At 36.0% G+C, this 23855-nt stretch carries 24 protein-coding genes; 10 read left to right on the top strand and 14 right to left on the bottom strand.

Going from position 1 to position 23855, the window contains the following annotated elements; translation table 11 throughout:
• Window positions 1–61: 61 nt before the first annotated feature.
• The 3 genes from dnaK (at window position 62) to REB14_RS09810 (ending at window position 4133) form a co-directional block, all read left to right on the top strand.
• Complete coding sequence (gene dnaK, locus REB14_RS09800) at window positions 62–1957, top strand: molecular chaperone DnaK (protein ID WP_079242865.1); 1896 nt, start codon at window positions 62–64, stop codon at window positions 1955–1957.
• A gap of 302 nt (window positions 1958–2259) precedes the next feature.
• Window positions 2260–2553 (top strand): hypothetical protein, encoded by a 294-nt coding sequence (locus tag REB14_RS09805; protein WP_309522067.1) that lies wholly within the window; start codon window positions 2260–2262, stop codon window positions 2551–2553.
• 470 nt (window positions 2554–3023) lie between these two features.
• Window positions 3024–4133, top strand: a complete 1110-nt coding sequence (locus REB14_RS09810) for a heparan-alpha-glucosaminide N-acetyltransferase domain-containing protein (protein ID WP_309522068.1) — start codon at window positions 3024–3026, stop codon at window positions 4131–4133.
• Window positions 4134–4210: 77 nt separating this feature from the next.
• Here the strand turns inward: REB14_RS09810 and REB14_RS09815 are convergent, their stop codons facing one another.
• From REB14_RS09815 to REB14_RS09825, 3 genes are all read right to left on the bottom strand, one after another.
• Entirely contained in the window at window positions 4211–4564 is a 354-nt protein-coding gene (locus REB14_RS09815; protein WP_309522069.1) for a cupin domain-containing protein, read from the bottom strand.
• A gap of 19 nt (window positions 4565–4583) precedes the next feature.
• Window positions 4584–5003: a DoxX family membrane protein gene (locus REB14_RS09820; RefSeq protein ID WP_309522070.1), complete on the bottom strand. Its 420-nt coding sequence runs from the start codon at window positions 5001–5003 to the stop codon at window positions 4584–4586.
• 166 nt (window positions 5004–5169) lie between these two features.
• Entirely contained in the window at window positions 5170–5961 is a 792-nt protein-coding gene (locus tag REB14_RS09825) for a helix-turn-helix domain-containing protein (protein WP_309522071.1), read from the bottom strand.
• A gap of 164 nt (window positions 5962–6125) precedes the next feature.
• Between REB14_RS09825 and REB14_RS09830 the strand changes: the two genes are divergently transcribed.
• Window positions 6126–6638 carry a thioredoxin family protein gene (locus tag REB14_RS09830; protein ID WP_309522072.1) on the top strand — a complete coding sequence of 171 codons (513 nt, stop codon included), beginning with the start codon at window positions 6126–6128 and terminating at the stop codon, window positions 6636–6638.
• Window positions 6639–6675: 37 nt separating this feature from the next.
• Here REB14_RS09830 and REB14_RS09835 read toward each other — a convergent pair whose 3' ends face one another.
• The 5 genes from REB14_RS09835 to REB14_RS09855 all read right to left on the bottom strand — a co-directional run bounded on the left by REB14_RS09835 (window position 6676) and on the right by REB14_RS09855 (window position 9363).
• On the bottom strand, window positions 6676–7305 hold the full coding sequence (locus REB14_RS09835) for a hypothetical protein (protein WP_145953289.1): 630 nt from the start codon (window positions 7303–7305) through the stop codon (window positions 6676–6678).
• 124 nt (window positions 7306–7429) lie between these two features.
• On the bottom strand, window positions 7430–8032 hold the full coding sequence (locus tag REB14_RS09840; protein ID WP_309522073.1) for a hypothetical protein: 603 nt from the start codon (window positions 8030–8032) through the stop codon (window positions 7430–7432).
• A gap of 137 nt (window positions 8033–8169) precedes the next feature.
• Complete coding sequence (locus REB14_RS09845) at window positions 8170–8565, bottom strand: DUF7674 family protein (RefSeq protein ID WP_047434374.1); 396 nt, start codon at window positions 8563–8565, stop codon at window positions 8170–8172.
• Between the two features lie 265 nt (window positions 8566–8830).
• Window positions 8831–9187, bottom strand: coding sequence for a DUF7674 family protein (locus REB14_RS09850; RefSeq protein ID WP_079242854.1), 357 nt, complete (start codon window positions 9185–9187; stop codon window positions 8831–8833).
• A gap of 11 nt (window positions 9188–9198) precedes the next feature.
• On the bottom strand, window positions 9199–9363 hold the full coding sequence (locus REB14_RS09855; RefSeq protein ID WP_309522074.1) for a hypothetical protein: 165 nt from the start codon (window positions 9361–9363) through the stop codon (window positions 9199–9201).
• Between the two features lie 339 nt (window positions 9364–9702).
• Here REB14_RS09855 and REB14_RS09860 point away from each other — a divergent pair, with 339 nt between their 5' ends.
• The 5 genes from REB14_RS09860 to REB14_RS09880 all read left to right on the top strand — a co-directional run bounded on the left by REB14_RS09860 (window position 9703) and on the right by REB14_RS09880 (window position 14005).
• Complete coding sequence (locus tag REB14_RS09860) at window positions 9703–10716, top strand: nucleoid-associated protein (RefSeq protein WP_079242853.1); 1014 nt, start codon at window positions 9703–9705, stop codon at window positions 10714–10716.
• 61 nt (window positions 10717–10777) lie between these two features.
• On the top strand, window positions 10778–11740 hold the full coding sequence (locus tag REB14_RS09865) for a hypothetical protein (protein WP_079242852.1): 963 nt from the start codon (window positions 10778–10780) through the stop codon (window positions 11738–11740).
• Window positions 11741–12071: 331 nt separating this feature from the next.
• On the top strand, window positions 12072–12218 hold the full coding sequence (locus REB14_RS09870) for a hypothetical protein (protein ID WP_158521380.1): 147 nt from the start codon (window positions 12072–12074) through the stop codon (window positions 12216–12218).
• A gap of 79 nt (window positions 12219–12297) precedes the next feature.
• Window positions 12298–13149 carry a GLPGLI family protein gene (locus REB14_RS09875; protein WP_079242851.1) on the top strand — a complete coding sequence of 284 codons (852 nt, stop codon included), beginning with the start codon at window positions 12298–12300 and terminating at the stop codon, window positions 13147–13149.
• Between the two features lie 82 nt (window positions 13150–13231).
• Window positions 13232–14005 carry a cyclase family protein gene (locus REB14_RS09880; protein WP_309522075.1) on the top strand — a complete coding sequence of 258 codons (774 nt, stop codon included), beginning with the start codon at window positions 13232–13234 and terminating at the stop codon, window positions 14003–14005.
• A gap of 91 nt (window positions 14006–14096) precedes the next feature.
• Here REB14_RS09880 and REB14_RS09885 read toward each other — a convergent pair whose 3' ends face one another.
• From REB14_RS09885 to REB14_RS09910, 6 genes are all read right to left on the bottom strand, one after another.
• Entirely contained in the window at window positions 14097–14849 is a 753-nt protein-coding gene (locus tag REB14_RS09885; RefSeq protein ID WP_079242849.1) for a succinate dehydrogenase/fumarate reductase iron-sulfur subunit, read from the bottom strand.
• Between the two features lie 13 nt (window positions 14850–14862).
• Complete coding sequence (locus REB14_RS09890) at window positions 14863–16779, bottom strand: fumarate reductase/succinate dehydrogenase flavoprotein subunit (RefSeq protein ID WP_079242848.1); 1917 nt, start codon at window positions 16777–16779, stop codon at window positions 14863–14865.
• An 11-nt stretch (window positions 16780–16790) separates the two neighbouring features.
• On the bottom strand, window positions 16791–17447 hold the full coding sequence (locus REB14_RS09895; protein ID WP_079242847.1) for a succinate dehydrogenase cytochrome b subunit: 657 nt from the start codon (window positions 17445–17447) through the stop codon (window positions 16791–16793).
• 16 nt (window positions 17448–17463) lie between these two features.
• Window positions 17464–18894 carry an anion permease gene (locus REB14_RS09900; protein WP_079242846.1) on the bottom strand — a complete coding sequence of 477 codons (1431 nt, stop codon included), beginning with the start codon at window positions 18892–18894 and terminating at the stop codon, window positions 17464–17466.
• Window positions 18895–18912: 18 nt separating this feature from the next.
• Window positions 18913–20079, bottom strand: coding sequence for a porin (locus REB14_RS09905; protein WP_079242845.1), 1167 nt, complete (start codon window positions 20077–20079; stop codon window positions 18913–18915).
• 139 nt (window positions 20080–20218) lie between these two features.
• On the bottom strand, window positions 20219–21268 hold the full coding sequence (locus REB14_RS09910) for a linear amide C-N hydrolase (RefSeq protein ID WP_079242844.1): 1050 nt from the start codon (window positions 21266–21268) through the stop codon (window positions 20219–20221).
• A 379-nt stretch (window positions 21269–21647) separates the two neighbouring features.
• On the opposite strand from REB14_RS09910, the gene REB14_RS09915 reads away from it, so the two are divergent.
• Complete coding sequence (locus REB14_RS09915) at window positions 21648–23846, top strand: ATP-binding protein (RefSeq protein WP_309522076.1); 2199 nt, start codon at window positions 21648–21650, stop codon at window positions 23844–23846.
• Window positions 23847–23855 lie beyond the last annotated feature (9 nt).

Consider the following 23855-nt stretch of genomic DNA (forward strand, 5'->3'; position numbering starts at 1 on the left):
TACAGATATTGAGAAATTGAGAGTGTAAATTAAATTAAAAATAGAAAAAATATAAAATATTATGAGTAAAATAATTGGAATTGACTTAGGAACAACCAACTCTTGTGTTGCTGTAATGGAGGGTAAAGACCCTGTTGTTATTCCTAACGCAGAAGGTAAGAGAACTACTCCTTCTATCGTAGCTTTTACGGAAGATGGAGAAAGAAAAGTAGGTGATCCTGCAAAAAGACAGGCTGTAACGAATCCAACAAAGACTGTTTACTCTATTAAAAGATTTATCGGAACTCACTTTAAAGATGATGCTTCTGAAATCACAAGAGTACCTTATAAAGTAGTTGCCGGACCGAACGATACAGTAAAAGTAAAAATTGACGATAGAGAATATACTCCACAGGAAATTTCTGCAATGACTCTTCAGAAAATGAAGAAAACTGCTGAAGATTATCTTGGACAGGAAGTAACAAGAGCGGTAATTACTGTTCCTGCATACTTCAACGATGCACAGAGACAAGCTACTAAAGAAGCTGGAGAAATTGCAGGTCTTAAAGTAGAAAGAATTATCAACGAGCCTACTGCTGCAGCGTTAGCTTATGGTCTTGATAAAAACCATAAAGATCAGAAAATCGCAGTATATGACCTTGGTGGTGGTACTTTCGATATCTCTATCCTTGATTTAGGAGACGGTGTATTCGAAGTATTATCTACAAACGGTGATACGCACTTAGGAGGTGATGACTTTGATGATGTGATCATCAACTGGATGGCTGACGAGTTCAAGGCTGAAGAAGGTGTAGATTTAAAAGCTGACGCAATTGCTCTTCAAAGATTGAAAGAAGCTGCTGAAAAAGCTAAAATTGAATTATCTTCTTCTCCTCAGACTGAAATCAACTTACCTTATATCACAGCTACTGCTACAGGTCCTAAACACTTAGTGAAGACTTTAACAAAAGCTAAATTCGAGCAATTATCTGCTGATCTTGTAAGAAGATCTATGGAACCTGTTGCTAAAGCGTTAAAAGATGCTGGTTTATCAACTTCTGATATTGATGAAGTAATCTTGGTAGGTGGTTCTACAAGAATCCCAATTATCCAGGAAGAAGTAGAAAAATTCTTCGGTAAAAAACCATCTAAAGGAGTAAACCCTGATGAGGTTGTAGCTATTGGTGCAGCAATCCAGGGAGGTGTATTAACTGGTGATGTAAAAGATGTATTACTACTTGACGTTACTCCACTTTCTTTAGGTATTGAAACAATGGGTTCTGTATTCACGAAATTAATTGAAGCGAATACTACGATCCCAACTAAAAAATCTGAAGTATTCTCTACAGCTTCTGACAACCAGCCGGCTGTAAGCATCAGAGTAGGACAGGGTGAAAGATCAATGTTCAACGATAACAAAGAAATCGGTAGATTCGATCTTCAGGATATCCCACCAGCACCAAGAGGAGTTCCTCAAATTGAAGTAACATTTGATATTGATGCTAACGGTATCCTAAGTGTATCTGCTAAAGATAAAGGAACTGGTAAAGAGCAGTCTATCAAAATCCAGGCTTCTTCAGGTCTTTCTGACGAAGAAATCGAAAGAATGAAGAAAGAAGCTCAGGAAAACTCTGCAGCGGATGCTAAGAGAAAAGAAGAAGTTGAAATCTTTAACAAAGCTGACGGATTAATCTTCCAGACTGAAAAGCAATTGAAAGAATTCGGTGAAAAACTTTCTGCTGACAAAAAAGCAGCAATCGAAGCAGCTCATGCAGAATTAAAAACAGCTTTCGAAGCTAAAAATGCTGATGACGTAAAAGCTAAAACTGAAGCGTTAGATGCAGCTTGGATGGCCGCTTCTGAAGAATTATATGCAGCTGGCCAACAGCCAGGTGCTGATGCAGCTGGTGCTCAGAATGCAGGTGGAAACTCCGGAGCTGAAGATGTACAGGATGCAGACTTCGAAGAAGTAAAATAATTATTGATTTAATAATAAATAATCTAAAACCGTTTTAAACATTTGTTTAAAGCGGTTTTTTATGGGGTCGCCTTTTCAATTCAGTGTGGTACTTTTTCTAATACTTATATTATTTATAGCTTTCAGTAGGTTTCTCATTTTCAATGAATCGAGCATGATAATTTCCAGAAGAAGAATTAGAAAGGCATAAATGAAAAGAAATATAATTTATTCCTAATGCCACCGACTCCTACCTAGTACAAGATGGTAAAAGAATGGGAAGTATAAATAGTAATAATTCCCGTATAATATCAAGGAATCAGTTGCCAAACTTTCAACTTTCAGGTACAACCAGTTCAGCGGAGCCTACTATAATGTATGATATTATCAATAATGATGGTAGTAGGGCAACTGATACCTTTTCATATACCTTCTTGGCTGGAAAAATTGGTACAGGTACAAGGAATCTTGATCATGTTAATACTAATGTATTGCACCAGAATCCGCATTCCCATTCATTTAACACGAATAGTGTAAACGGTGGTGTTGCGCAACAATCCATTAATGTACAGCCTCAAAGTTTATCTGTCAATATGTTTGTTTATTTAGGAAAATAAAAAAGAGGTATATATTGCTCAAATAATATAATAATATAGAAATACCAGATCATATGTTTAGTAAGGTTTATAGAAAACTGAGTATACACTTCTTAAATCTATAAATTATTAAAATATAAAAGATAAAAATTTCTTATTTACTGAAAGTCTTTAACATAGGATTTCAAAGGAGTATATTTGAAACTTGAAAATTTTCATGATGTAAAAGAATAAGCTGTACTTTTTGGTATAGCTTATTTATTAATAGTGAATAGTTAGAACACTATTTACATGAAAAATTTCTTCTTTTTTGTTCTTTAATACTGGACTAGATGTTTAGTTATTAACGTTTTAAGAAAATTGATCAATGGATGATGAGAAGTATTTTTAATTTGTATATTTGATTTTTATTTAGAATAAATAAAAATTGATTTAAAAATAATTAATGAATACAGTTTTATCCATCTAATCCACAATTTTCACTAAAAACTATGGAACAACAAAACAAAAGAATCCTTACTCTGGATTTAATAAAAGGTATAAGTGTCATCGGAATGATCATTATCCATACCTTATTGGTGTATGCCAATGTCAAATCACAATATGAAACAGCCCTCGGCAGTTTTATTGTCTTTCTCGGAAGGGGAACTTCCATTTTCCTGATCTGTATGGGAATTACCTTTATGACTTCAAGTCATCAAAGTCTTAGAAGTGCTTTAAAACGAGGTGTTTTATTGGTGTTTGCAGGTCTGTTTATGAATTTTATGAAGTTTATGATCCCTGTGATTTTTAATTTTGCTCCCGATAATTTTATTCAGAAATACGGATGGCATGCCCCTATAGAACAGCAGTATGTATATTTGGTACAGCTGGGTGATATTTTACAGCTGGCGGGCATGTCTTTATTGTTTGTCGGGTTTATCAGAGAATATGTGAAAAATAAATATATCATGCTGGCTATAGGTTTATTCGTTGCATTGATATCCCGAGAGGTAAGCGGACTTAATCTTGATTATCCTGTAATCAATTATGTTCTGGATCTTCTTTTCAATACTGATTATCCTGCCTATGTCTATTTTCCTGTTTTCCCATGGATGGCTTTTATCATCATCGGAATGTTTTTTGGGAAATGGTTTCAGGAACTGAACTACGATACCAAACAAATATTTAGAAATATGCTCTATGTAGGGTTGTTGTTCATTGCCATAGGAGCACCGCTGGTTTTTCTGTATGGAGATTATAATTACAATGGTTTTTATCATATGGGGCCTGGAGGTGTTATTTATTTTGCGGGCTGGACTTTACTGTTTTTATGGTTAATCAACACCATTACTGCCAATGTTAAAGAAAATGGTTTTATGCGTGTTCTCAAATATTGCAGTAAAAATTTAACTTCAATGTACATGATCCAATGGATTCTGATCTCATGGGGAAAAGGAATTTTCGGATACAGACAACATGAAATTGGATACGTAGCAGTGCTTATCATATTATATATTATTCTCACCTTTTCAGTCCAAACTTTGGTGGATATAGTGAGAAAGAAAAAAACATTAATTGAATTCGGTTCGATATCACAGGACAAAACAGCTTTAAAATAAAAATTACAATCCTATTTTTTTTGAATTATTAGAAACCACAGTAAAACTTTTTTACTGTGGTTTTGTTTAATGACGCCTTAAAGTATTTCCACTTCTTCCGGTACAACAAAAAGAATAATACAGCCCTGTTCTGACTTCACAGAATGTTTAAAATTCGGTGGAGTATACAAATAATCTCCTTTTTCCAGGCTGGTTCCTGCAATAGTTGCATCACCTTCCATGATAAACAATTCCTCACCAGCAGGATGATTGTGATAAGGGTATTGGGCTCCCGCTTCAAACTTTAGAAGAATACTGGTAGAACGGTTTTTTTCAGGATCAAATTTCAAAGATTTTACAAAAATACCTTCATAATGAATTCCTTTTTCAATTAAAGGCTGCCATTCTTTCTGTTCTGTTTTTACGATGTAATTGTGGATGTTGGTGTTCATGATATTTGAATTTTAATTGTTATTGATGTAAAAGTTGGTCTAAACTCCATTTGTAACGTGAAAAGGTACTCAGAAGAAAAGCTCCGGCACTGAATGCAAAGACTGAATAGTCCAGAGGCTCTTTAACTCCAAAAGAAATGCTCATGGCTATTGCAAAAAATAAAGTGAGAATAGAGGCGTACCTTGCTGTTCTTTTTATCTGAAACCCCAAAAGAAGTAAAATACCGGAGGACAGTTCAGCAATGGTAGATAATACTGCAATAATAGCTGCCCATGATTGTGGTAAAAATGAATTTGTTTCAGCAGTATAATGAACAAAATTTTTCCAACCGGAAGATTGTGCTCCCCAAAGGTTTAAGCGGCTTGCTATTGTGGATAAGAATCCAAATGCCAGGGTAATTCTTAATAAGAAAATGGCAATATCCTGTTGCGTTTTCATACGTATAATTTTTAGGTCTTAATTACAGTACAAAGTTCAGCGAAAGCCATTGTCTAAAGAATAGACAATTCTGGAAAAAGAATGTAATATTTAAGAGAGAAGAAGGAAGAAGGAAGTGAATATGAGATCTCTGATTTTCTTTAAACTAAAATTTTTCAGGGTACTTTTAAACTTCCTTCACGGTCTTCTGATACTCTTTTGGGGAATGTGAAGTATGTTTTTTAAAGAAGTTTGAAAAATAGAACGGATCATTGAAGCCCAGCTGATAAGCAATTTCCTTTACTGTGAGCTTTTCATAGTGTAAAAGTCTTTTAGCTTCAGAAATTGTGAGGCTGTAGATCACATTTTGAGCGGTTTTATTGGTGTGAAGTTTTGAAACCTCATTCAGTTTGGCTTCAGTGGTCCCGAGAAGATCAGCAAAATGAGAGACCTGATAATTGTTTTGAAAATGATCTCTTACGCTTTCAAGGAACTTTAAAAATAAAGCATCCGGTTTCCAGATTTCATCGCCATTGGCTATTTTACTACGGTTGATTTCCACCAATAGCAGCTCCACCAGAGAATGGGTCGAGATCAGATACTGATAAGGCTGTTCCTGAATTTCTTTTTCAATAGCATTCAATGTTTCATTAAAAAATGCAGGATGTTGTATGGTGATCATTTCATTCATTCCAAAATGACAGAAAAGTCCGTTGTGGAAAATAAGCTCAATATCACTGTCATTTTTGCAGAAGAAATCAAGGGTGAATTCCAACGCGGTGAGTTTTCCTTCCACTGATTTTAACTGATGAAACTGTCCTGAAGTAATCGTTACAACCTGACCGGTTTTCAGGATGAAAATATTTTCGTCAATCAGAATCTCAGCACTTCCATGATAACACCAGAATAAGGTGTATCTGATAACCCTTCTTGGCTCAGGATGTCCTGTCTGATGAGAATATTTTTTTATTTCAATCATTTTGCAGACCTGTTAGAGATTTGATACTTCTATTTTTTACACTGTGAAGAAATTCCTTTGTTATAGACGAAATTACAAAATGTTTAACTAAAATGATTGAAAACTAGAATTATATTGTAGATAAAAATACCTAAATTCGTGTAAGTTTTAAATAAAAATTCAGAATGAAATACTCTAAAATTATTATCGTTGTTACCCTTTTACTATTCCAGTTGGGAGCGGCGCAGGAAAAAGCAGATGTCGTATTAAATAAGGCTTTCACGGAAGCTAAAGCAGGAAAGAAAAATGTTTTACTGGTGTTCCATGCTTCATGGTGCAAATGGTGCAAAATGATGGAAAAAAATATGGATCTTCCTGAAACCAAACCTATTTTTGATAAAAGATTTGTCACGGCTTATGTAGATGTTCAGGAAAGAGGTGATAAGAAGAGCCTTGAAAATCCAGGTGGACAAGAGCTGATGAATAAATATAAAGGCGGAACTGCCGGACTTCCTTTCTGGGTGATTCTCAATCCAAAAGGAGAAGTATTGGCAGATTCTTTTGATGCTAAAGGAGAAAATTTGGGATCACCAGCCACACCGGAAGAAGTAAATACTTTTATTGCCAAGGTGGGGAAAGCCTCAAAACTAAGTAATGAAGAGTCACAGATTATAGAGAAAGTGTTTGTGAAGAAATAAAAAATAAAATCCCGGGAATATTACCTGGGATTTATTTTTATAATGAAGGTACCTGAAGTTTGTTATCTTTCCATATTTCTTTGATAGAATCATTGGTTTCTATTCTTTCGGGAATAAATTTTTTGTCGATTTCATCAAATGCTTTTACATACAATTTAAAATCACTCACATTGAATTTTTCATAGTATTCAATTTCTTCATTGGAAAAAAGGAGTTCCCAATTTTTTTGCGTTTTCATATGCTTATACAGTTCATAATATTTAATTTTATTCATAATCTTTCCCCGTATATTGCTTAATGCCATATCCTGAGCTGTAACCACGCATCCCATTTTCTGATAATAGATCAAGGTAAACTTGGAATAATAACGATATAAATCTACAATCCTTTTGTCATTTTTATCTATAAGAGAAGATATTGCATTGATTCTTATAAAAGTACTTCCGGTAACTGCCAAATAAAACAGTTCATCATTGGTTGCTGTTTTATCAATCTCATTATACATTTCGGATAATTTGGAATACCTTTCTGTATTATAATCCTCTTTAATTATTAAGTCAAAATATTCTTTATCAATAGGGTCGATGAGTTGTTTTAGCTGGCCGGAAATCTGGGCATTCATTAAGTATAGTGAAAACAGAAAGAATAGTGAAAATTTTATTTTCATGGTATGGTTTATCACTAAACGATCTTTGACATATATTATTATAGAATGTTTATAATGAAAACTTCCTGGATCGTAGTGAGACAGGAAGTTTTTTTAGTTTAATAATTAAGAAATGAGGATGTAACTACAATTCTTTATAAGAATATTCAATATTGGTCCATAAAACCTGATCTCCTGTTTTGATCATTTCAGAAGGAGTGGAAAATATATTGACAAAAATATTTTCGTATTGAGTGGTTCCAAAATGAGCACTTTTAGTAATTAATAGGGCGTCATTGTCATCTCGGGGAACTTTTTTAACGTATCTGTACGTTCTTTTTAACGTGAATGAAGAGGTGTTTTTATTGAAATCACCAATATAACTTGGCTTACTATTGTTATTCTCTTTGATTAGTACAGAATCATTCGCAATGGTAAAACTGTAAGTAAAATCTGTAGATGAGTTTTCTGATAATAATTTGATGGTCTTGTTTTTAAGATCAATGCTTATTTTTTCCCAGGCAGGTTCCTGATAGAGACTCCAATAATTGTTGAGGTAAGATTCATCCGGAGTAGATTTTTCTCCTTTTGCCCCCTGATACAAAACTGTATTTTTTACAGTATAGCTTTTAAATTGAAACTGGTAAACATTTTTATCAACAGGTCTCGGATCATCAATCGTACTGTCATTATTCTCACATGAGATCAGCGATAATGATAGCATCGCAATATAAAATGGGTATTTCATCGGTACTTTTTGCAAAAATAGACCTTTTACACGGATTGGTGAAATAGAATAGAGTGAAACTTCCCTGTAATAGGGCTAAAAAGTAAAAAGACGAAAGAGCAAATATAAGGATTCGCTTTTTCGTCTTTTAATTTCATTTATTTCCCAAAATACATCTGATCCTGCTTCTGTTGTTCATTATAAATGATCTGGAAGCTTACAGGCATATATTGGTAAAGAAGTTTCCAATGTTGGATTTTGGCATGTTTTTTAAAACTTTCGAAAGATCTTACAAAAAGGTTTTCAATCATGGTTCTTACATAAGAATTCCCGTTTCTGTAGATCCAGTCCATCAGCTTGATATGATGGGCAATGATATTGATCTTAGATTCCTGCAACAGGTTCTTCAGATAATTCACGGTAGCCTGCATGACCCCAGCGAAATTGTCCTGTACAGACAATTGTGTGATCTCATTGCGAAGTGGCGGATAGAAAAATTTTAAGTATTCAACAGCTATTTTTTGATTAATAGTTTGCATTTGTACTTTCATCATAATTAAGAATTTTTCAAACACTTTATATTGCAGCTAAATGTATACCAAAATTTAAAGACAGGCTGCAAAAATGAATACACCGACTATCACAGCGATGTGAGTGAGTAATATCTCTGCATTGTGTCTGTTAGTCGTAGTTTTCCAGGTTTTCCAATCTGAAATCCTTCTGATTTTATTTTTCATAATCTATTGACTGTGAGTTATTTTGATTTTTGTTTAATTTAAACACTTTGTAATGAAACAGATAAAAAATGTAACAAAACCTTTATATGCCGTGACTGTAAATTTGTCTCGAATACACCTTCTGAAGGTTGGCAGAAATGTGACTAAAAATCACTTTTCTGTATTCCTCAGTGCAGAAGGCAGTACAATTGTCCAGCGAATAGATAAAAGTAGTTTCAATAGCATTCTTTAATACTGTATCTCCGTCAGTGTATATTTTGTCCATTTTCTGTAAACTTCTGAACAGTAGATTTCTGTCATTCTGGCGGATCATATTTTTAATACGTTCCGTAAACGTCCGGATAATGCTGTATGAGTTTTGAATTTTAATTTCTTTTATTTCTTTTTCAAAATCGGGAACCACATCGGTGATTTCCTTTACGGCTTGTAAATAGTTCATCGTATTATATTTTAATTGTGATTGTGTTCAAGCATTTTGGTGATAGCACCAAAGATGAAAATGGTTAAAAAAGCAATAAAAAGCATATGATAAGGCTTAAGCCACTTTGGAGTCGCTGGTCCTCTGCTTTTTAATCTTCTGAGCTTGTCGATTCTGTTTAATGTTTTTAAGTCCATTTTTCTATGTTTTCAAATGATGATGCCAATGATATTCCGTTGAAAATGGAATTTAATTAAGATGCTGATATATAATTAGTTGTGATTTTGTGTTTGAATTTTTAAAACAAAAAAGCCTGTCAAAATGATAAGGTTTTTATCAATATGAAAATAAAAGACAAAAACTTATGTTACCTGCCATTACAAATGAGAGACTGAGAATTCCCTTCCTTTGGAGAGGTGGCTAAAATTCAAAGAATTTTTGATGGGGTCGTCAAGGAGAGTAGTATAAAATGACATTTTTTAAGTTTCGCCGTAAGGATAAGAATGAATATCTTTGCAGTCCAAATATTCAGAAAAATGTTTTCAAAAATAATAGTACACAGAGTCGGAAATAAGATCAACGGAGATTCGCTGACACTTTCCCAGGAGGAATTGAAGCTGGAAGAAGGAATGGCAGAAATGCTTGAAGACTACTTTTTAGGTTCTTTTAAATCGGAAGAAACCTTCCATTTTTACAGTGATACTTACCTGGTCAATAATCCGGTGTATAGTGCTGTATCAGAAATTTTTGATGACAAAGCAAAATTCATCTGGGAATCTGAGAATATTGCAAAACATCTTTTCGAAGCGGCAGAAAATCCAAGAGTTCAGAGTGGAGAGCTTTTCATTGTTCTTTTTGAGGATGAAAGCGACCGTCCGGATAAAGTGGATAAAATCGGGATTTTTAAAACAGAAAAGAGAGAATCTTTCCTGAAAATCAATCCTGCTGAAGAAACATTTGATATTGAAAAAGATCAGGGAATCGGGTTATCTAAAATTGATAAAGCGGCTTTGATTTACAACAATAATAAAGAAACAGGATATGTACTTTCTGTGGTTGACAACAACAAAAACGGAGATATGTATTACTGGTTCGAAGATTTCCTGAAAGTAAAACAGCGTGATGATGAATATTTCCACACACAGGAAGCTTTGATGGTGTATAAAGATTATATCACAAAACAGCTTCCTCAGGAATTTGAAGTTTCCAAAGCAGATCAGGCAGATTTCCTGAATAAGTCTATCAATTTCTTCAAAGAAAAAGAAGAATTTAAGCTGGATGAATTTGCCAGTGAAGTATTGGGCGACGAACATGTGATTGAAAGTTTCGTGAACTTTAAAACAGATTACGAGCAGGATATGCAGGTGAATATCGCTGAAGAATTTCCGATTAGTGAAGCAGCGGTAAAAAAGACACAAAGACACTTCAAAAGTATCATTAAACTGGATAAAAACTTCCACATCTACATCCACGGAGACAGACAGAAAATTGAAATGGGTGAAGATGATAAAGGAAAATACTACAGACTTTACTTCGAAAAAGAGGTGTAAAAAGAACTCGGCCATTCCATTATAATATCATAACTTTATCAGACCACACAAAATAACAGTTATGAAATTTATGATCATTTTCTGGGGAGCTTTTTTCTTTTTTTTCTGTGCTCCTTTTCCGATTTTCATTTATATGATGGGGGAGGAACTTGCAACAGAACCGAGAAATTCATTAGCCGTGAGCTATGGGTATCTCGGTTTTTCTTTGCTCATATGGATGTATGTGATTGCCTTCTTTATTAATATTCTTTTCATCAAAACCTTTAAGGAGAAAAGTACCATCCAGTCTATACTTAGGAACGGAATTCCGAGAGAAGGACAAATCATTGATTATAAACTTCTGAAATATATTCCGAAAACCAATATGAATGTCATTCAAATCGTTCTTTCATTTCCTAATCTTAGAAATACATTAATTGAACATCAAATGATGTTTCACGATTCCAAACCACAGGAAAAAAGATTTGCTGTCGGAAATAAGGTGAAAGTATTGCTGAATCCTAAAGTGTCACAGGAACCCTATTTTATTTTAAGCGACCAGAAAGTTGGTTTTAATTCCTTTGGAATCATTTTAAGAGTTGCATTCATTGTATTCTTAATTGCTTATGTGACTGGATTATATTATTATTTCTACATGCGGGAATCCTTCGATTTTGGCTGGAGGTTTCTGACCTTCATGCACCCGATTATTTTCAGTGGAGTGATGACTCTGATTTATATATTGGTTTTCCAATTGCTGATCAGTAAGCTTTTTAAAAATAAGAAAGAAGAACGGATCCTCTTCTCAGGAAGAAATGCGGAAGCCAATATCATTAGTGTAAGCCAGACTGGTCTTATGGTAAATGATCAGCCGCAGATCATGTTTCAGGTGAGTTTCAAAGATTTCAGAGGAACTGAACATATTGCAGTCTTTAAGAAAGTTGTAAGCCTTTTAAATCTTTCTTCTGTCCCTAAATATGGTAACATTGAGATCATGTATGATGAGAACGATCCGAAGAAAATTATGATTCCTAAAGGAATTTAAAAACAAAGGAACAAAACAAAAGGATAATGATTCATCAAAATAATTAAAGAACCTTTATACTTTACCTCTAAAAATCTCTGTTTGAAATTAATTATTTAACATATAAAAAAATACCCAAAAGCATTATTTTTAATAAATGCTTTTTTGTTTAACTAATATGATAAAACCCATTCAGTTTTATACGGAAAATCTTTAAGTGAAAAATATGTTTTACTCAGATAAATAGCTACTTAACATAATAAAAGATATGCTGTGGATAAGAGTTCGTTGTATATATTTGTGATCTAACCAAAAAAAACATATTTTATGAAAAAAATTAAAAAATTGACTCGTGAAGACCTTAAAAACTGTAAAAGGAGGTATTAAACAGGTGTGGATTGCAGAATTTTGTGGTCAGACTGCTACTACAACTCAAGATTGGACTGCTGAACAAGCAAATCAGTGGCTTGCAAATCTTGAAGCAAATTACTGTAATTAATATTTGTTTCATATTAATTATTTGCACTTATGACCTTATAAAGTTATAAGTGTATTTTTTTGTAATCAAAAATAACTCTATGGATTACTATAAAAAATTATTTCAATTATTAGCCTTATTTTTTAGTGTCTTATTTTTCTCTCAATTACATAAAAGAGATACTCTGCGTGGTGAGTTTACCTATTTATTAAAAGCTAAATTGAATACATTAACTCCTGATTATAAACATGAAGAATTTTTTTCATTACTGATAGGTAATGAACGTGCTTTTTTTGCAAGTATTCAATCACTGAAAAGAGATTCAGTATTCCAAGCACTTCCAATAAAAACTTTAGAAAATGGAGCAAAACTGTTAAGCTCAAAAGGAGTATCCATTCCAAAAACAAAATTTTCCTTTACCATAATACAATCAAATGAAAATATACAGTATTTTAACTTAGTTGGAATGTCAATACTTAGCTATAAAGAACCGATCATTAAAAATTGGAAATTGAGTAATGACACAAAAATAATAAACACAATTAATTGTAAAAAAGCGGAAGTTACCTTTAAGGGACGAAATTGGATCGCCTGGTATTCTCCCGAAATTCCTTTACCCTATGGCCCATATAAATTTAGTGGATTACCAGGACTGATTGTTAAAATAACAGATGATAAAGAAGAGTATGATTTTGAGCTTGTAAAATCTATCAATGCATCTCAATTAAAAGACAAATTAATTAAGGTAAATGAAAATCGATATCATGAAGCTTTTGAGACAACTCGACCGAAATTTGAAAAAGCGGTAAAAGATGCTAATGCCAATTTAATGGGTGTACTTCAAAGTTCTGAAACCACTATTATACAAGGTCAAGAAATGATACGGCAAAGACAAAAAGAAAGAGAAGAAAACAAAAGATATGAAAACCCGATAGAATTAGAAAAAGATTAGTGATGGCTAATCTTTTTTCGTTTGTTAATTTCTATTCGTCTTTTTACCTTATTCATTACCTTTGCCTCCTTACCTAAATCATATGAAAACAACACTTGTCGATTTAACAAAACCCATTCAGTATAATGCAGGAGACCCATGGTTCATGCGGGTGAAAATCAAACATAAAGCACACCGGAAATCACATTGGCTGATTCGTCTGGCACTGAGACTTCCTTCAAGACTTTTTCCTAAAAACTGGACGGGTTGGGCAGATGATACCATCAAAAATATGGGACTTCATGCCACCACTCATATTGATGCTCCATGGCATTATGGGCCTGTTGTAGAAGGGAAACCTGCTAAAACAATAGACCAGATTCCATTGGAGTGGTGTTATGGAGAAGGAATTGTGATCGACTGTACTCATAAAGAAGATTTTGTAGCCATCACTGTAGATGATCTTAAAAATGATCTGAATAAAAACGGAATCACCATCCAGGAAGGAAATATTGTACTGATCAGAACTGATCGTGATAAGCTGATGGGAACTCCTGATTTTGTAGAAAAGGGAACAGGAATGAGCAAAGAAGCTACAGAATGGCTGATTGATCAGGGCGTAAAAGTAATGGGAATTGATCAGTGGGGCTGGGATCTTCCATTAAAATATATGGCTCAAAAAGCCAAAGAACTGAATGATCCCGAATTCTTCTGGGAAGGCCACCGCGTAGGAATTGAGAAAGAATATTTACACATCGAGCAGCTTACCAATCTTGGAGCATTGCCTCCGTCCGGATTTAAGATCTGTGTATTTCCTCTTAAAATTGTTGGAGGATCTGCAGCTCCGGCGAGAGTAGTAGCGATGATAGATGCATAGGAATGTAAATTTTAAAGAAAAACAAAAAGGACGAATTTGTCAATAAGCAAATTCGTCCTTTTAAATAGTATCATTTCGACTTTCGGCTCATTTAATTTTTCTTTCTGAAAAACAAAGCTCTGTTATACTCAAAATTCATTCTGGCGATATTGAGTACGGAAATTCCCTGAGGACATTCCACTTCACAGGCTTCCGTATTGGAGCAGTGCCCAAATAATTCTGTGTCCATTTGTGCAATCATATCCAACACTCTTTTACTTCGTTCTTCTTTCCCTTGAGGAAGAAGTGCCATGTGGGTAATCTTCGCAGAGGTAAATAGGGCGGCACTACCATTTTTACAGGTAGCCACACAAGCTCCACATCCGATACATGCTGCAGAATCAAAAGCTTCTTCAGCCGTTTGGTGAGTCACCGGAATAGCCGTTGCATCAGGAGCCTGTCCGGTATTTACAGATACAAAACCTCCTGAAGATATAATTCTGTCAAAAGCAGAACGATCTACTTTTAAATCTTTTTTCACAGGGAATGCTTCAGCCCGGAATGGTTCTATCAAAATCGTTTCCCCATCTTTAAAAGACCTTAAATGAAGCTGGCAGGTCGTTGTATTTTTCAAAGGACCATGGGCAATACCGTTAATCATCATACCACACTGTCCACAGATTCCTTCACGGCAGTCGTGATCAAATTCTACAGGTTCATCTCCCTCAGTGATCAGTTTTTCATTCAGGGTATCCAGCATTTCTAAGAAAGACATATGGGAATTCAATCCTTTCAGGTCATAACCGACGAGTTTTCCTTCACTTTTTCTATCTTTCTGTCTCCATATCTTAAGATGTAAATCCATAATTTTCTGTTTTTTATTTGTAACTTCTTACCGTTGGCTGAATCTCTTCAAAGATTAAAGGCTCTTTAATCAATGCTGGCTCGCCATTTTCACCTGTCCATGCCCAGGCAGAGATAAACTGATATTCGGTATCATTTCTCATAGCTTCTCCATCCGGTGTCTGGAACTCTTCCCGGAAATGAGCTCCGCAGGATTCGTTACGGGTTAATGCATCATAGCACATCAGTTCCCCGATTTCGAAATAATCGGCAACACGGCCTGCTTTTTCCAGCTCGGTATTCATTTTATCTCCCTGTCCGGAAACTCTTACGTCTTTATAGAATTCCTGTTTCAGTTTTCTGATCTCCTGAATGGCATATTTCAATCCTTCTTCGTTTCTGGCCAGCCCGCAATAATCGTACAGGAGTTTTCCTAATGTTTTGTGGAAATAATCAACGGTTTTGGTTCCTTTGATGTTCATAAAGTCCTGAATCTGTTCTTTCACTGCTTGTTCAGCCTGTTCAAATTCCGGAGTATCCGGTGAAATTTTTCCGGTATGAATTTCATCGGCCAGATAATTGGCAATTGTATAAGGAGCAATGAAATATCCGTCTACTGAAGCCTGTAAAAGAGAGTTTGCGCCTAATCTGTTGGCACCATGATCGGCAAAATTAGCCTCACCTAAAGCAAAAAGTCCCGGAACAGTGGTCATCAGTTCATAATCTACCCAAAGTCCACCCATTGAAAAGTGAGCAGAAGGAGAGATCATCATAGGTTCTTTATACGCATCATATCCTGTTATTTTAAGATACATATCAAATAAGTTTCCATATTTTTCCTTAATCTTATCTTTTCCCTGTTCCTGTATTGCTTTTGAAAAATCGAGATATACTGCATTTTTCAAAGGTCCGATTCCGAAACCTGCATCAATTCTTTCCTTTGCCGCGCGGGAAGAAATATCCCTTGGCGCAAGATTTCCGAAAGCAGGGTATCTTCTTTCAAGATAATAATCCCTTTCCGTTTCCGGAATATCATTGGGTAGTCTGTTTTCACCTTCTTTCAACGGAACCCAGATTCTTCCGTCATTACGTAATGATTCAGACATTAAGGTCAGTTTCGACTGATAATCTCCGGATTGCGGAAGGGAAGTAGGGTGTACCTGAATCCAGCTTGGGGAAGCCATTAAAGCTCCTTTTTTATGAGCCCGCCAGATTGCAGAACCGTTACATCCCATCGCAAGAGTAGACAGATAATAGATTTTTCCGTAACCACCTGTTGCCAATATTACAGCGTGTGCTGCATGTCTTTCAATGTCTCCTGTATCTAAATTCCTAACGATAATTCCTCTGGCTTTCCCGTCAACGGTAACCAGATCCAGCATTTCATGTCTTGAAAATAACTGTACAGAACCTTTTCCGACCTGTCGCATTAAAGCCTGGTAGGCACCAAGAAGTAGCTGCTGTCCCGTTTGTCCTCTCGCATAGAAAGTACGGCTTACCTGAACTCCTCCGAAGGATCGGTTGTTCAGATATCCACCGTATTCCCGACCGAAAGGTACGCCCTGAGCTACAGCCTGGTCAATAAGGTTCAGAGAACATTCTGCCATACGGTATACATTGGCTTCACGGGCTCTGAAATCTCCTCCTTTTAGCGTGTCTACAAACATTCTGTATACGCTGTCACCATCGTTTTTATAGTTTTTTGCTGCATTTACGCCTCCTTGTGCTGCCACAGAGTGCGCTCTTCTCGGGCTGTCCTGAAAACAGAATGATTTGACATTATATCCCATTTCTCCCAAAGAAGCTGCGATTGAGCTTCCCGCCAGACCTGTTCCTACAATAATCACATCCAGCTTTTTACGGTTGGCAGGGTTAACGAGCCTTGCTTTCTTTTTATAATTTTCCCATTTATGTTCTAATGGGCCTTGTGGTATTTTTGAATCTAAAATCATGATCGTTCCTTTTAATGATAAGTAAAGAATACATACACCGGCATCAATGCAAAACCTACACAGATAATGATTGAATAGGCAATCCCGATAGTTTTGAACCATTGTACAAACTTAGGATGATATAATCCCAGCGTTCTTACCGCACTATGTATCCCATGGATCAGGTGATAGCATAAAGCAATCATTGACAGTACATAAATGATAACATACCACCATTCTTTAAAGACATTCACTACCAGAATGTAGAGATCTTTATTTCCGTTTTCATCCAAAGGAGGATTTCCGAATTTATAGATATACCAGAAGTTCTGGAAATGGATCACCAGGAAAATCAGAATGAATGTTCCGAGGATTCCCATATTTCTGGAAGCCCATTTGCTGGCTCTTCCACGTCTGTCCGTTTGATAACCTCCTCCTGACTTTTTATTTTTTAAAGTAATAATAAGCCCGTCTACAGCATGCAGAATGATACTGGCATACAAAACATAAGAAACTATTTTGATAATGATATTTCCTGATAAAAAATGCGAATAAGCATTAAACTGCAGGTGTGCCTGTTCTTGTGGAAGAAAAAGCTGAAGATTTCCAAGGAAATGAATCAACAGGAAGAATCCCAAAAAGAGTCCTGTAAGGCACATCAGCATTTTTCTTGACAGTGTTGATAACATATTTTTGATTTAATAATTAATAATATCCTAAGACTTTCATCCACAATCCTCCTACAACCATATAGATGATCAGTAGAACGATTCCTATTTCAAGACCTCTTACCCACCAGGCTTTGAGATCTACATATCCACTTCCGAAGAATACCGGTGCCGGACCGTGGCCATAATGGGTAAGTACTCCATAAATAGAACCCATGAAACCAAGCATCATTGCCAGTAACATTGGAGGAATTCCCAAAGAAACACCTACACCCAGCAAGGCAGCATACATAGCAGCTACGTGAGCGGTAGCACTTGCAAAAATATAGTGACTGAAGAAATATACGATGATGATAACCGGGAAGGCTACCTGCCAGCTCAAACCTCCAATTTGTACTTTGATAAGGTTACTGAACCATCCAATGAAACCTAATTCATTTAAAGAGCTTGCCATCATCACCAGTACGGCGAACCAAACGATAGTATCCCATGCTCCTTTTTCTCCTTTTACATCTTCCCAGGTTAATACTGAGGTCAGTAGTAATAATGTTAATCCGATAAATGCTGTTGTAGTGGCATCAATAGAAAGTGCTCCTCCAAATATCCAAAGTGCTAACAGAATGAAGAATGCCAGAAGCATCAACCATTCATTTCTTGAGATAGGTCCCATTTCTTTTAATTTCTGAGCTGCCATTTTCGGAGCATCCCCTGTTTTTTTCAATTCAGGCGGATATAATTTGTACAATACCAAAGGAACGACAAAGAATGCTACCGCACCCGGAATGAAACCTGCCGCAGCCCATGACATCCAGGTAATATCAATCCCAAGATTGGCTGCAAACTTCTGACACATCGGGTTACTGGCTGTCCCGGTAAGGAACATAGAAGAAGCGATGAGGTTCATATAATAGCTGTTCAAAGTCAGGAATGATCCTAGTTTTCTATGGGTTTCCGGTTTTTCAGGAACGGAATCAAAGCTTATCGCCATAGATTTCATGATCGGGTAGATAATCCCACCACCTCTTGCTGTGTTACTCGGAATAGCAGGTGCCAGACAAACATCGGCAAGTCCTAATCCGTAAGCAAGTCCCAGTGAACTTTTACCAAAGACTCTGATGAATAAAAAGGCGATACGGTTTCCAAGTCCTGTTTTGATAAATCCTCTGGCAATAAAGAATGAAATCCCGATCAGCCAGATTACTTTGTCTCCAAAACCGGAAAGAGCTTTGGTAATGGATTTTCCTGCATCTCCCGGAGCAACTACCTGTGTAAGGGCTGTAAAACCAATAGCCATCATACACATTGTACCCATTGGAGCCGCTTTAAGAATGATCCCTAAAATAGTTGCCGCAAAGATGGCAAACAGATGCCAGGCATTCTCGGCTACACCCTCCGGAGCAGGGATGAACCATATAATTAACGCAACAACAAATGTGATCGCTACGTTTTTGATATTAATTTCTTTCATGATACTAACTATTTAATCTTAAAATCTACTCTGAACTTGCACTATAAATAGATTGTTGTTGTATTGTGAGGTGTTTTCCACCTGATATTTGTAGCGGTCAAATTGCACTCCCAGCTGAATTCTTGCTCCATAATTTTTCAGGAATTCCAATCCGAACATTGGGGTAATGGTTTGTCTTGGGTTAGAAGCCATTCTGAAATTGGTGTCAAGATATTCGTAACGGCATGACAATTCGAAGGCGCTGAGATTTTTGTGGTTGATCTCGTATCTCAGATTCGGCAGGAAGTAGGCTCCTCGTACCAAATACTGATCGGGATTTTCAGGACGTAATTCCGGTGCAATGGAGTTGTACAGAACGTGGTTAGTTGCCTGTTTGGCTTCCAGCTGCATGTCAAGACTCCATTTTGAATCAAACTCGATCAATGAACTCAGATCTACACCCAGCGCATATACTTTTTTGCTGAAAACTTCTCCGGTACCTCCATTCAGTCCTACATTGAAATGGTATTTTTTAGATAATCCGAAAACCAGACGGGTAGAATACTGTTTTCCGTTGTCATTATCATTAATCTGATTCTTTCCATTTCCGTTGACTACTGAAACAGCATATTGGAAGGGAATTTCTCCCAGTTGAAGTTGTCCTGTGGCAGACATTCCGATCTGGAAACTTGTCCAGCCCAGTTTCCCAAATTCCGTATATTGATTGGACCAGTCTAGAGATTTGATAATATCAATGGGATAGGTCTCTTCAATACCGAACCAAGGTCTGAACTGTCCTACAGTAATGGCTAATTTAGGATTGAAGGTATACTTCAGATAAGCGTTTTCAAGAACTCTGCTTTTTGGGTCATTTTTAAAATCGGCAAGGTTAGCCAAGACAACAACTTCCGTACGTTTACTGATCTGTGCCCGAACCTGAACCCTCATGTATTTGAGCATGAAGTTATTATCAGTTCCGGAGCCATCGGTATGATGAAGCCCGTTTACATCAACATCTTTACTCATTCCTACAAGATAACGTGCCTGAAAAAGGCCTTTGATCTGCAGCTGCGGATATTTTACATTGTCTTCTTCCTTTGGAGGAGCTGTGGTTTTCAGAGAATCCTGATTTTGCGCATAAGCTGATAACCCACAGGCAAGCATGCACAGGATCAGGCTTTTCTTTTTAATCGAAAAAAAGGCCATATCTATTTTTGTTTTTTTATTGTGAAATCTATTTTACCACAACTGCTTATCCAACTCGTTTTTAGTATTTCATAAAATCATAATGGGGCATACTTAGAGCATTGTTTACTAAGCGTGAGCATTTTTTGTGGCGAAATATCTATTTTAATCCTAAGAATGTGAACGGTGCAGATTCTTTAAACTCTGCATTGGATTTTCCGTTATAAGTGCGGTTATCGCTAAGATCCAGTTTCATCACTTTTCCTTTAGAACTCAGATCAAAATCTTTAAGATCTACCCAAAAAGTATTGGGAGTAAAAACCGTTTCAAAATAATACACGAGGTTTTTCTGATCAGAAACAGAACGCCATCTTGTAGAAGAAATATTAGGTTCTGTTGCAGAAGTGATTCCGTAAGGAACAGAACAGTTTCTGATTACGCTGAAAACACTGGCTACTGCTGTGCGGGTATCTGCGGTCTGCGGAATTGCATTGATGTAGTATGAAGCTCTCACAAAGCGGTCTGCAGCACGGTTGGTTCCCGGAAGCATAACTGTTCCTGGAATCCCTTTCCAGTAATTGTTAAGAGCGAGCTGTTCCTCAAAAATAGGAGAGTTGGTCATTACCGTGTAAGAAGGATCGTGATGGATCACTAGTTTTCCATTGATGTATTCAAAGACAGCGCTGTCTCCTGAAGCATCGGAAATGGAAAGGTGAACGGTAGTAAATCTCTCTGTTCCCGGAATATAATCACTTACAATCACGAACGGTTCTTTTTGTGAATGTTCTACAGCTTCTTTTACGGTGGCGAAATTATCAAGATAATATTGTGCCCATAATGAGATGGCAATCCCTTTTTTACTTCCTTTTCCATCGAATTTTGGGTATTGGGATTCTCCCAGCCAAAGCAGATTAGCAACCAATCCTTTTTCGTTCATTCCGTCTGATGATGCAATATCCCATGATGTACTGACGAGGCTTCCGTATTTGGCAGTCCATTTTACTGATTTAGAACCTACCTGCCCGTTACGGTCTATACCTTTTGGTAAAACCCATAAATTGGCCGGGATTTCATCACGCCAGTCCATAGAACGAGCTGTAATAACAGTATTCTGGGGACCTTTGTAAACCACCCTTGTACAGGCTTCTGAAGGATTCCATAATCCTATAGAGAGGACCAGAGAAAATAAAATTAATGGGAACTTTTTCATAATAGTATTATTTGAATTTAAATTTTATATAGAATTCATTGAGAATAATTCAATGAATTTTTATCATATTCATTATTTGGTGATATAAATTTAGCGAAATTTGTTTAAATAAAACAATTATTAAGGTTAATAATGTGTAATCCATGTTATGAATCATGATTAAAGAGTGCGTAACTTGATTATTGGATTTTTTTTCGTATATTTTAGATATTTGACATGAAAAAGGGAAAAAATAAAGAATATTTTAATGTGTTTTTGATTCTTTTTTTGCTGGAAATCTCCCATAAATACTTGGTGGAGCAGGCTTTAAAATTAGATACCACAAAGAAGAAAGCTGTTTGAAAAAACAGTATATTTGATAGATAGACTGAAAAGATATATGAATTTTATAGAGTGCCATGAAGAACCTATCCATATTCCGGGTTCTATTCAGAGTTTTGGTTATTTGATTGGCATTGATGCAGAGTCCCATACCATTACTTTTTTTAGCAGGAATATTGCGGATTTATTTAAAGTCGGAAGTTCAGAAGAGCTATTCGGAAGAAAGATTACCGACTTTCCTGAAAGTTTTCAGAGCATTATTGATTCAGAAATCTATACTTCACTGGACAAGTTTACCAGACGTAAAAATGAAACCTATTTCGATAAGATTTTTATCAACGATAAAGAGTATCATTTTTCTGTTTTCAGAAGTGAGCTTTATATCTTTCTGGAGTTCGAAGAAGTGATCATTAATCCCAATAAACGAATTTCCAATAAATATGATAATTTTTACATCATCGATAATGAAAAGGAACTCTGGAATCATCTTCTGGAAACGCTTTCAAAGGTGATCAACTATGATAGGATGATGGTCTATAAATTCATGATGGACGGTTCCGGAAAAGTAATTGCCGAAAAGAAGAATGAAAACATGGAAAGTTTCCTTGGGCTTCATTACCCGGAGTCTGATATTCCAAAGCAGGCAAGGGATCTTTATCTTAAAAAAAGAAAAAGAATTTTCAGTAATGTATACGCGGATACGGTTCCTATTTTAAGCAAAAAAGCAGAGAGTATTGATCTTACTTTTTCAGCATCAAGAGGGATGTCACCGGTTCACGGACAATATCTTAAAAATTCTGGAGCAGCTTCAAGTTTCAGCGTTTCCATTATTATTGATGACCATCTTTGGGGATTGGTTACCTGCCAGAATGTAGAACCCAAACATATTGATCTTGAAGACAGAGTACAGGCCGGAATTTTTACAACACTTGCTGCCAATGCCTATTCATCTTTTAAATCAAAAAGCGAACTGAATTACCGTTTGGAACTGAATGAGAAAACATCTCAACTGAAAACGGAATTTTTAAAACATAATCATCTCTTTGATTCTCTTATTGAATGTAAAAAAGAGATCAGAAATTTACCGGAAGCAGACGGACTTGCCATTGTTTCGGATGAAAATATAATTACAGACGGCAGTACACCTGATGTTGAAACAGTAGGAAGAATTGCAGAATGGGCTCTTGGGAATACTGATGAGCGAATCTATGTAAGCAGAAGCTTCCTCAAAGATCACGGTAAAGAACTTGAATTGACGGAAAATGCGGCAGGAATTGCAATCTATTTTATTGAAAGAGATAAAAATGAAATGCTGATCTGGTTCAGAAAAGAGTTTGATGAACATATCAACTGGGCTGGAAATCCCGAGAAAAAAGTAGAGGTGTTTTCTCAGAATGGAGAGGAAAAACACATGATATCACCGAGAACTTCATTCCGTATTTTTACAGAAAATATTAAAGGGTATTCTAAAAGATGGAATTCCAGAAATATAAGTGCAGTGCAGGCTGTAAGGGATTTGATCTTAGAAACTTCCCATAAAAATTATAATGCCATCAAAAGGCTTAATGATGAGCTTAAAAAAGTAAATGAAGAACTTGACAGTTTTTCTTACACCATCTCCCATGACCTGGGAACACCACTGACTGTAATGAAGCTGAATGCTCAGATGCTTTTGGGAAATCTTACAGCTGATGCTGAAAAAAGTAAAACCAAGATCAATTCAATTATTGAGGAAATCGACAATATGGCGGAAATGATGCACGATGTACTCCAATTGAGTCGAGCCAAGCATAGTGAAATCCAGCTTGAAAGCCTGAAAACAGCTCATACAATTGAGAAAATTTCCGAAAACGCTAAGATGACCTATGGCAGTCCGAACAGTGAAGTTATCATTAAAGAATGCCCGGATGTATTGGCTGATAAAACCATGCTTCACCAAGTATTTTTGAATATCATCAACAATGCTGTGAAATATTCCTCTCATAAAGATCTTCCGAAAGTGGAAATTGAAGGATCAGATGACGGGCAGACCATTATTTACAGAATTTCAGACAACGGTATTGGTATTCCTGCCGAGGAGAAACATAAGATGTTTAAAATCTTTAACCGGATGGATAATGCTAAAAAGTTTAAAGGAAATGGAGTGGGGTTGTCTATTGTACACCGCATCATGAAGAGATTGGGTGGAAATGTGGATTTTGAAAGCAACAGTGAAGGGACTTCCTTTATTTTAACGTTCAAAAAGCCTTATATTTGAGAAACTTTT

Source organism: Chryseobacterium metallicongregator, from assembly GCF_031324065.1.
GTDB classification, from domain to species: domain Bacteria; phylum Bacteroidota; class Bacteroidia; order Flavobacteriales; family Weeksellaceae; genus Chryseobacterium; species Chryseobacterium metallicongregator.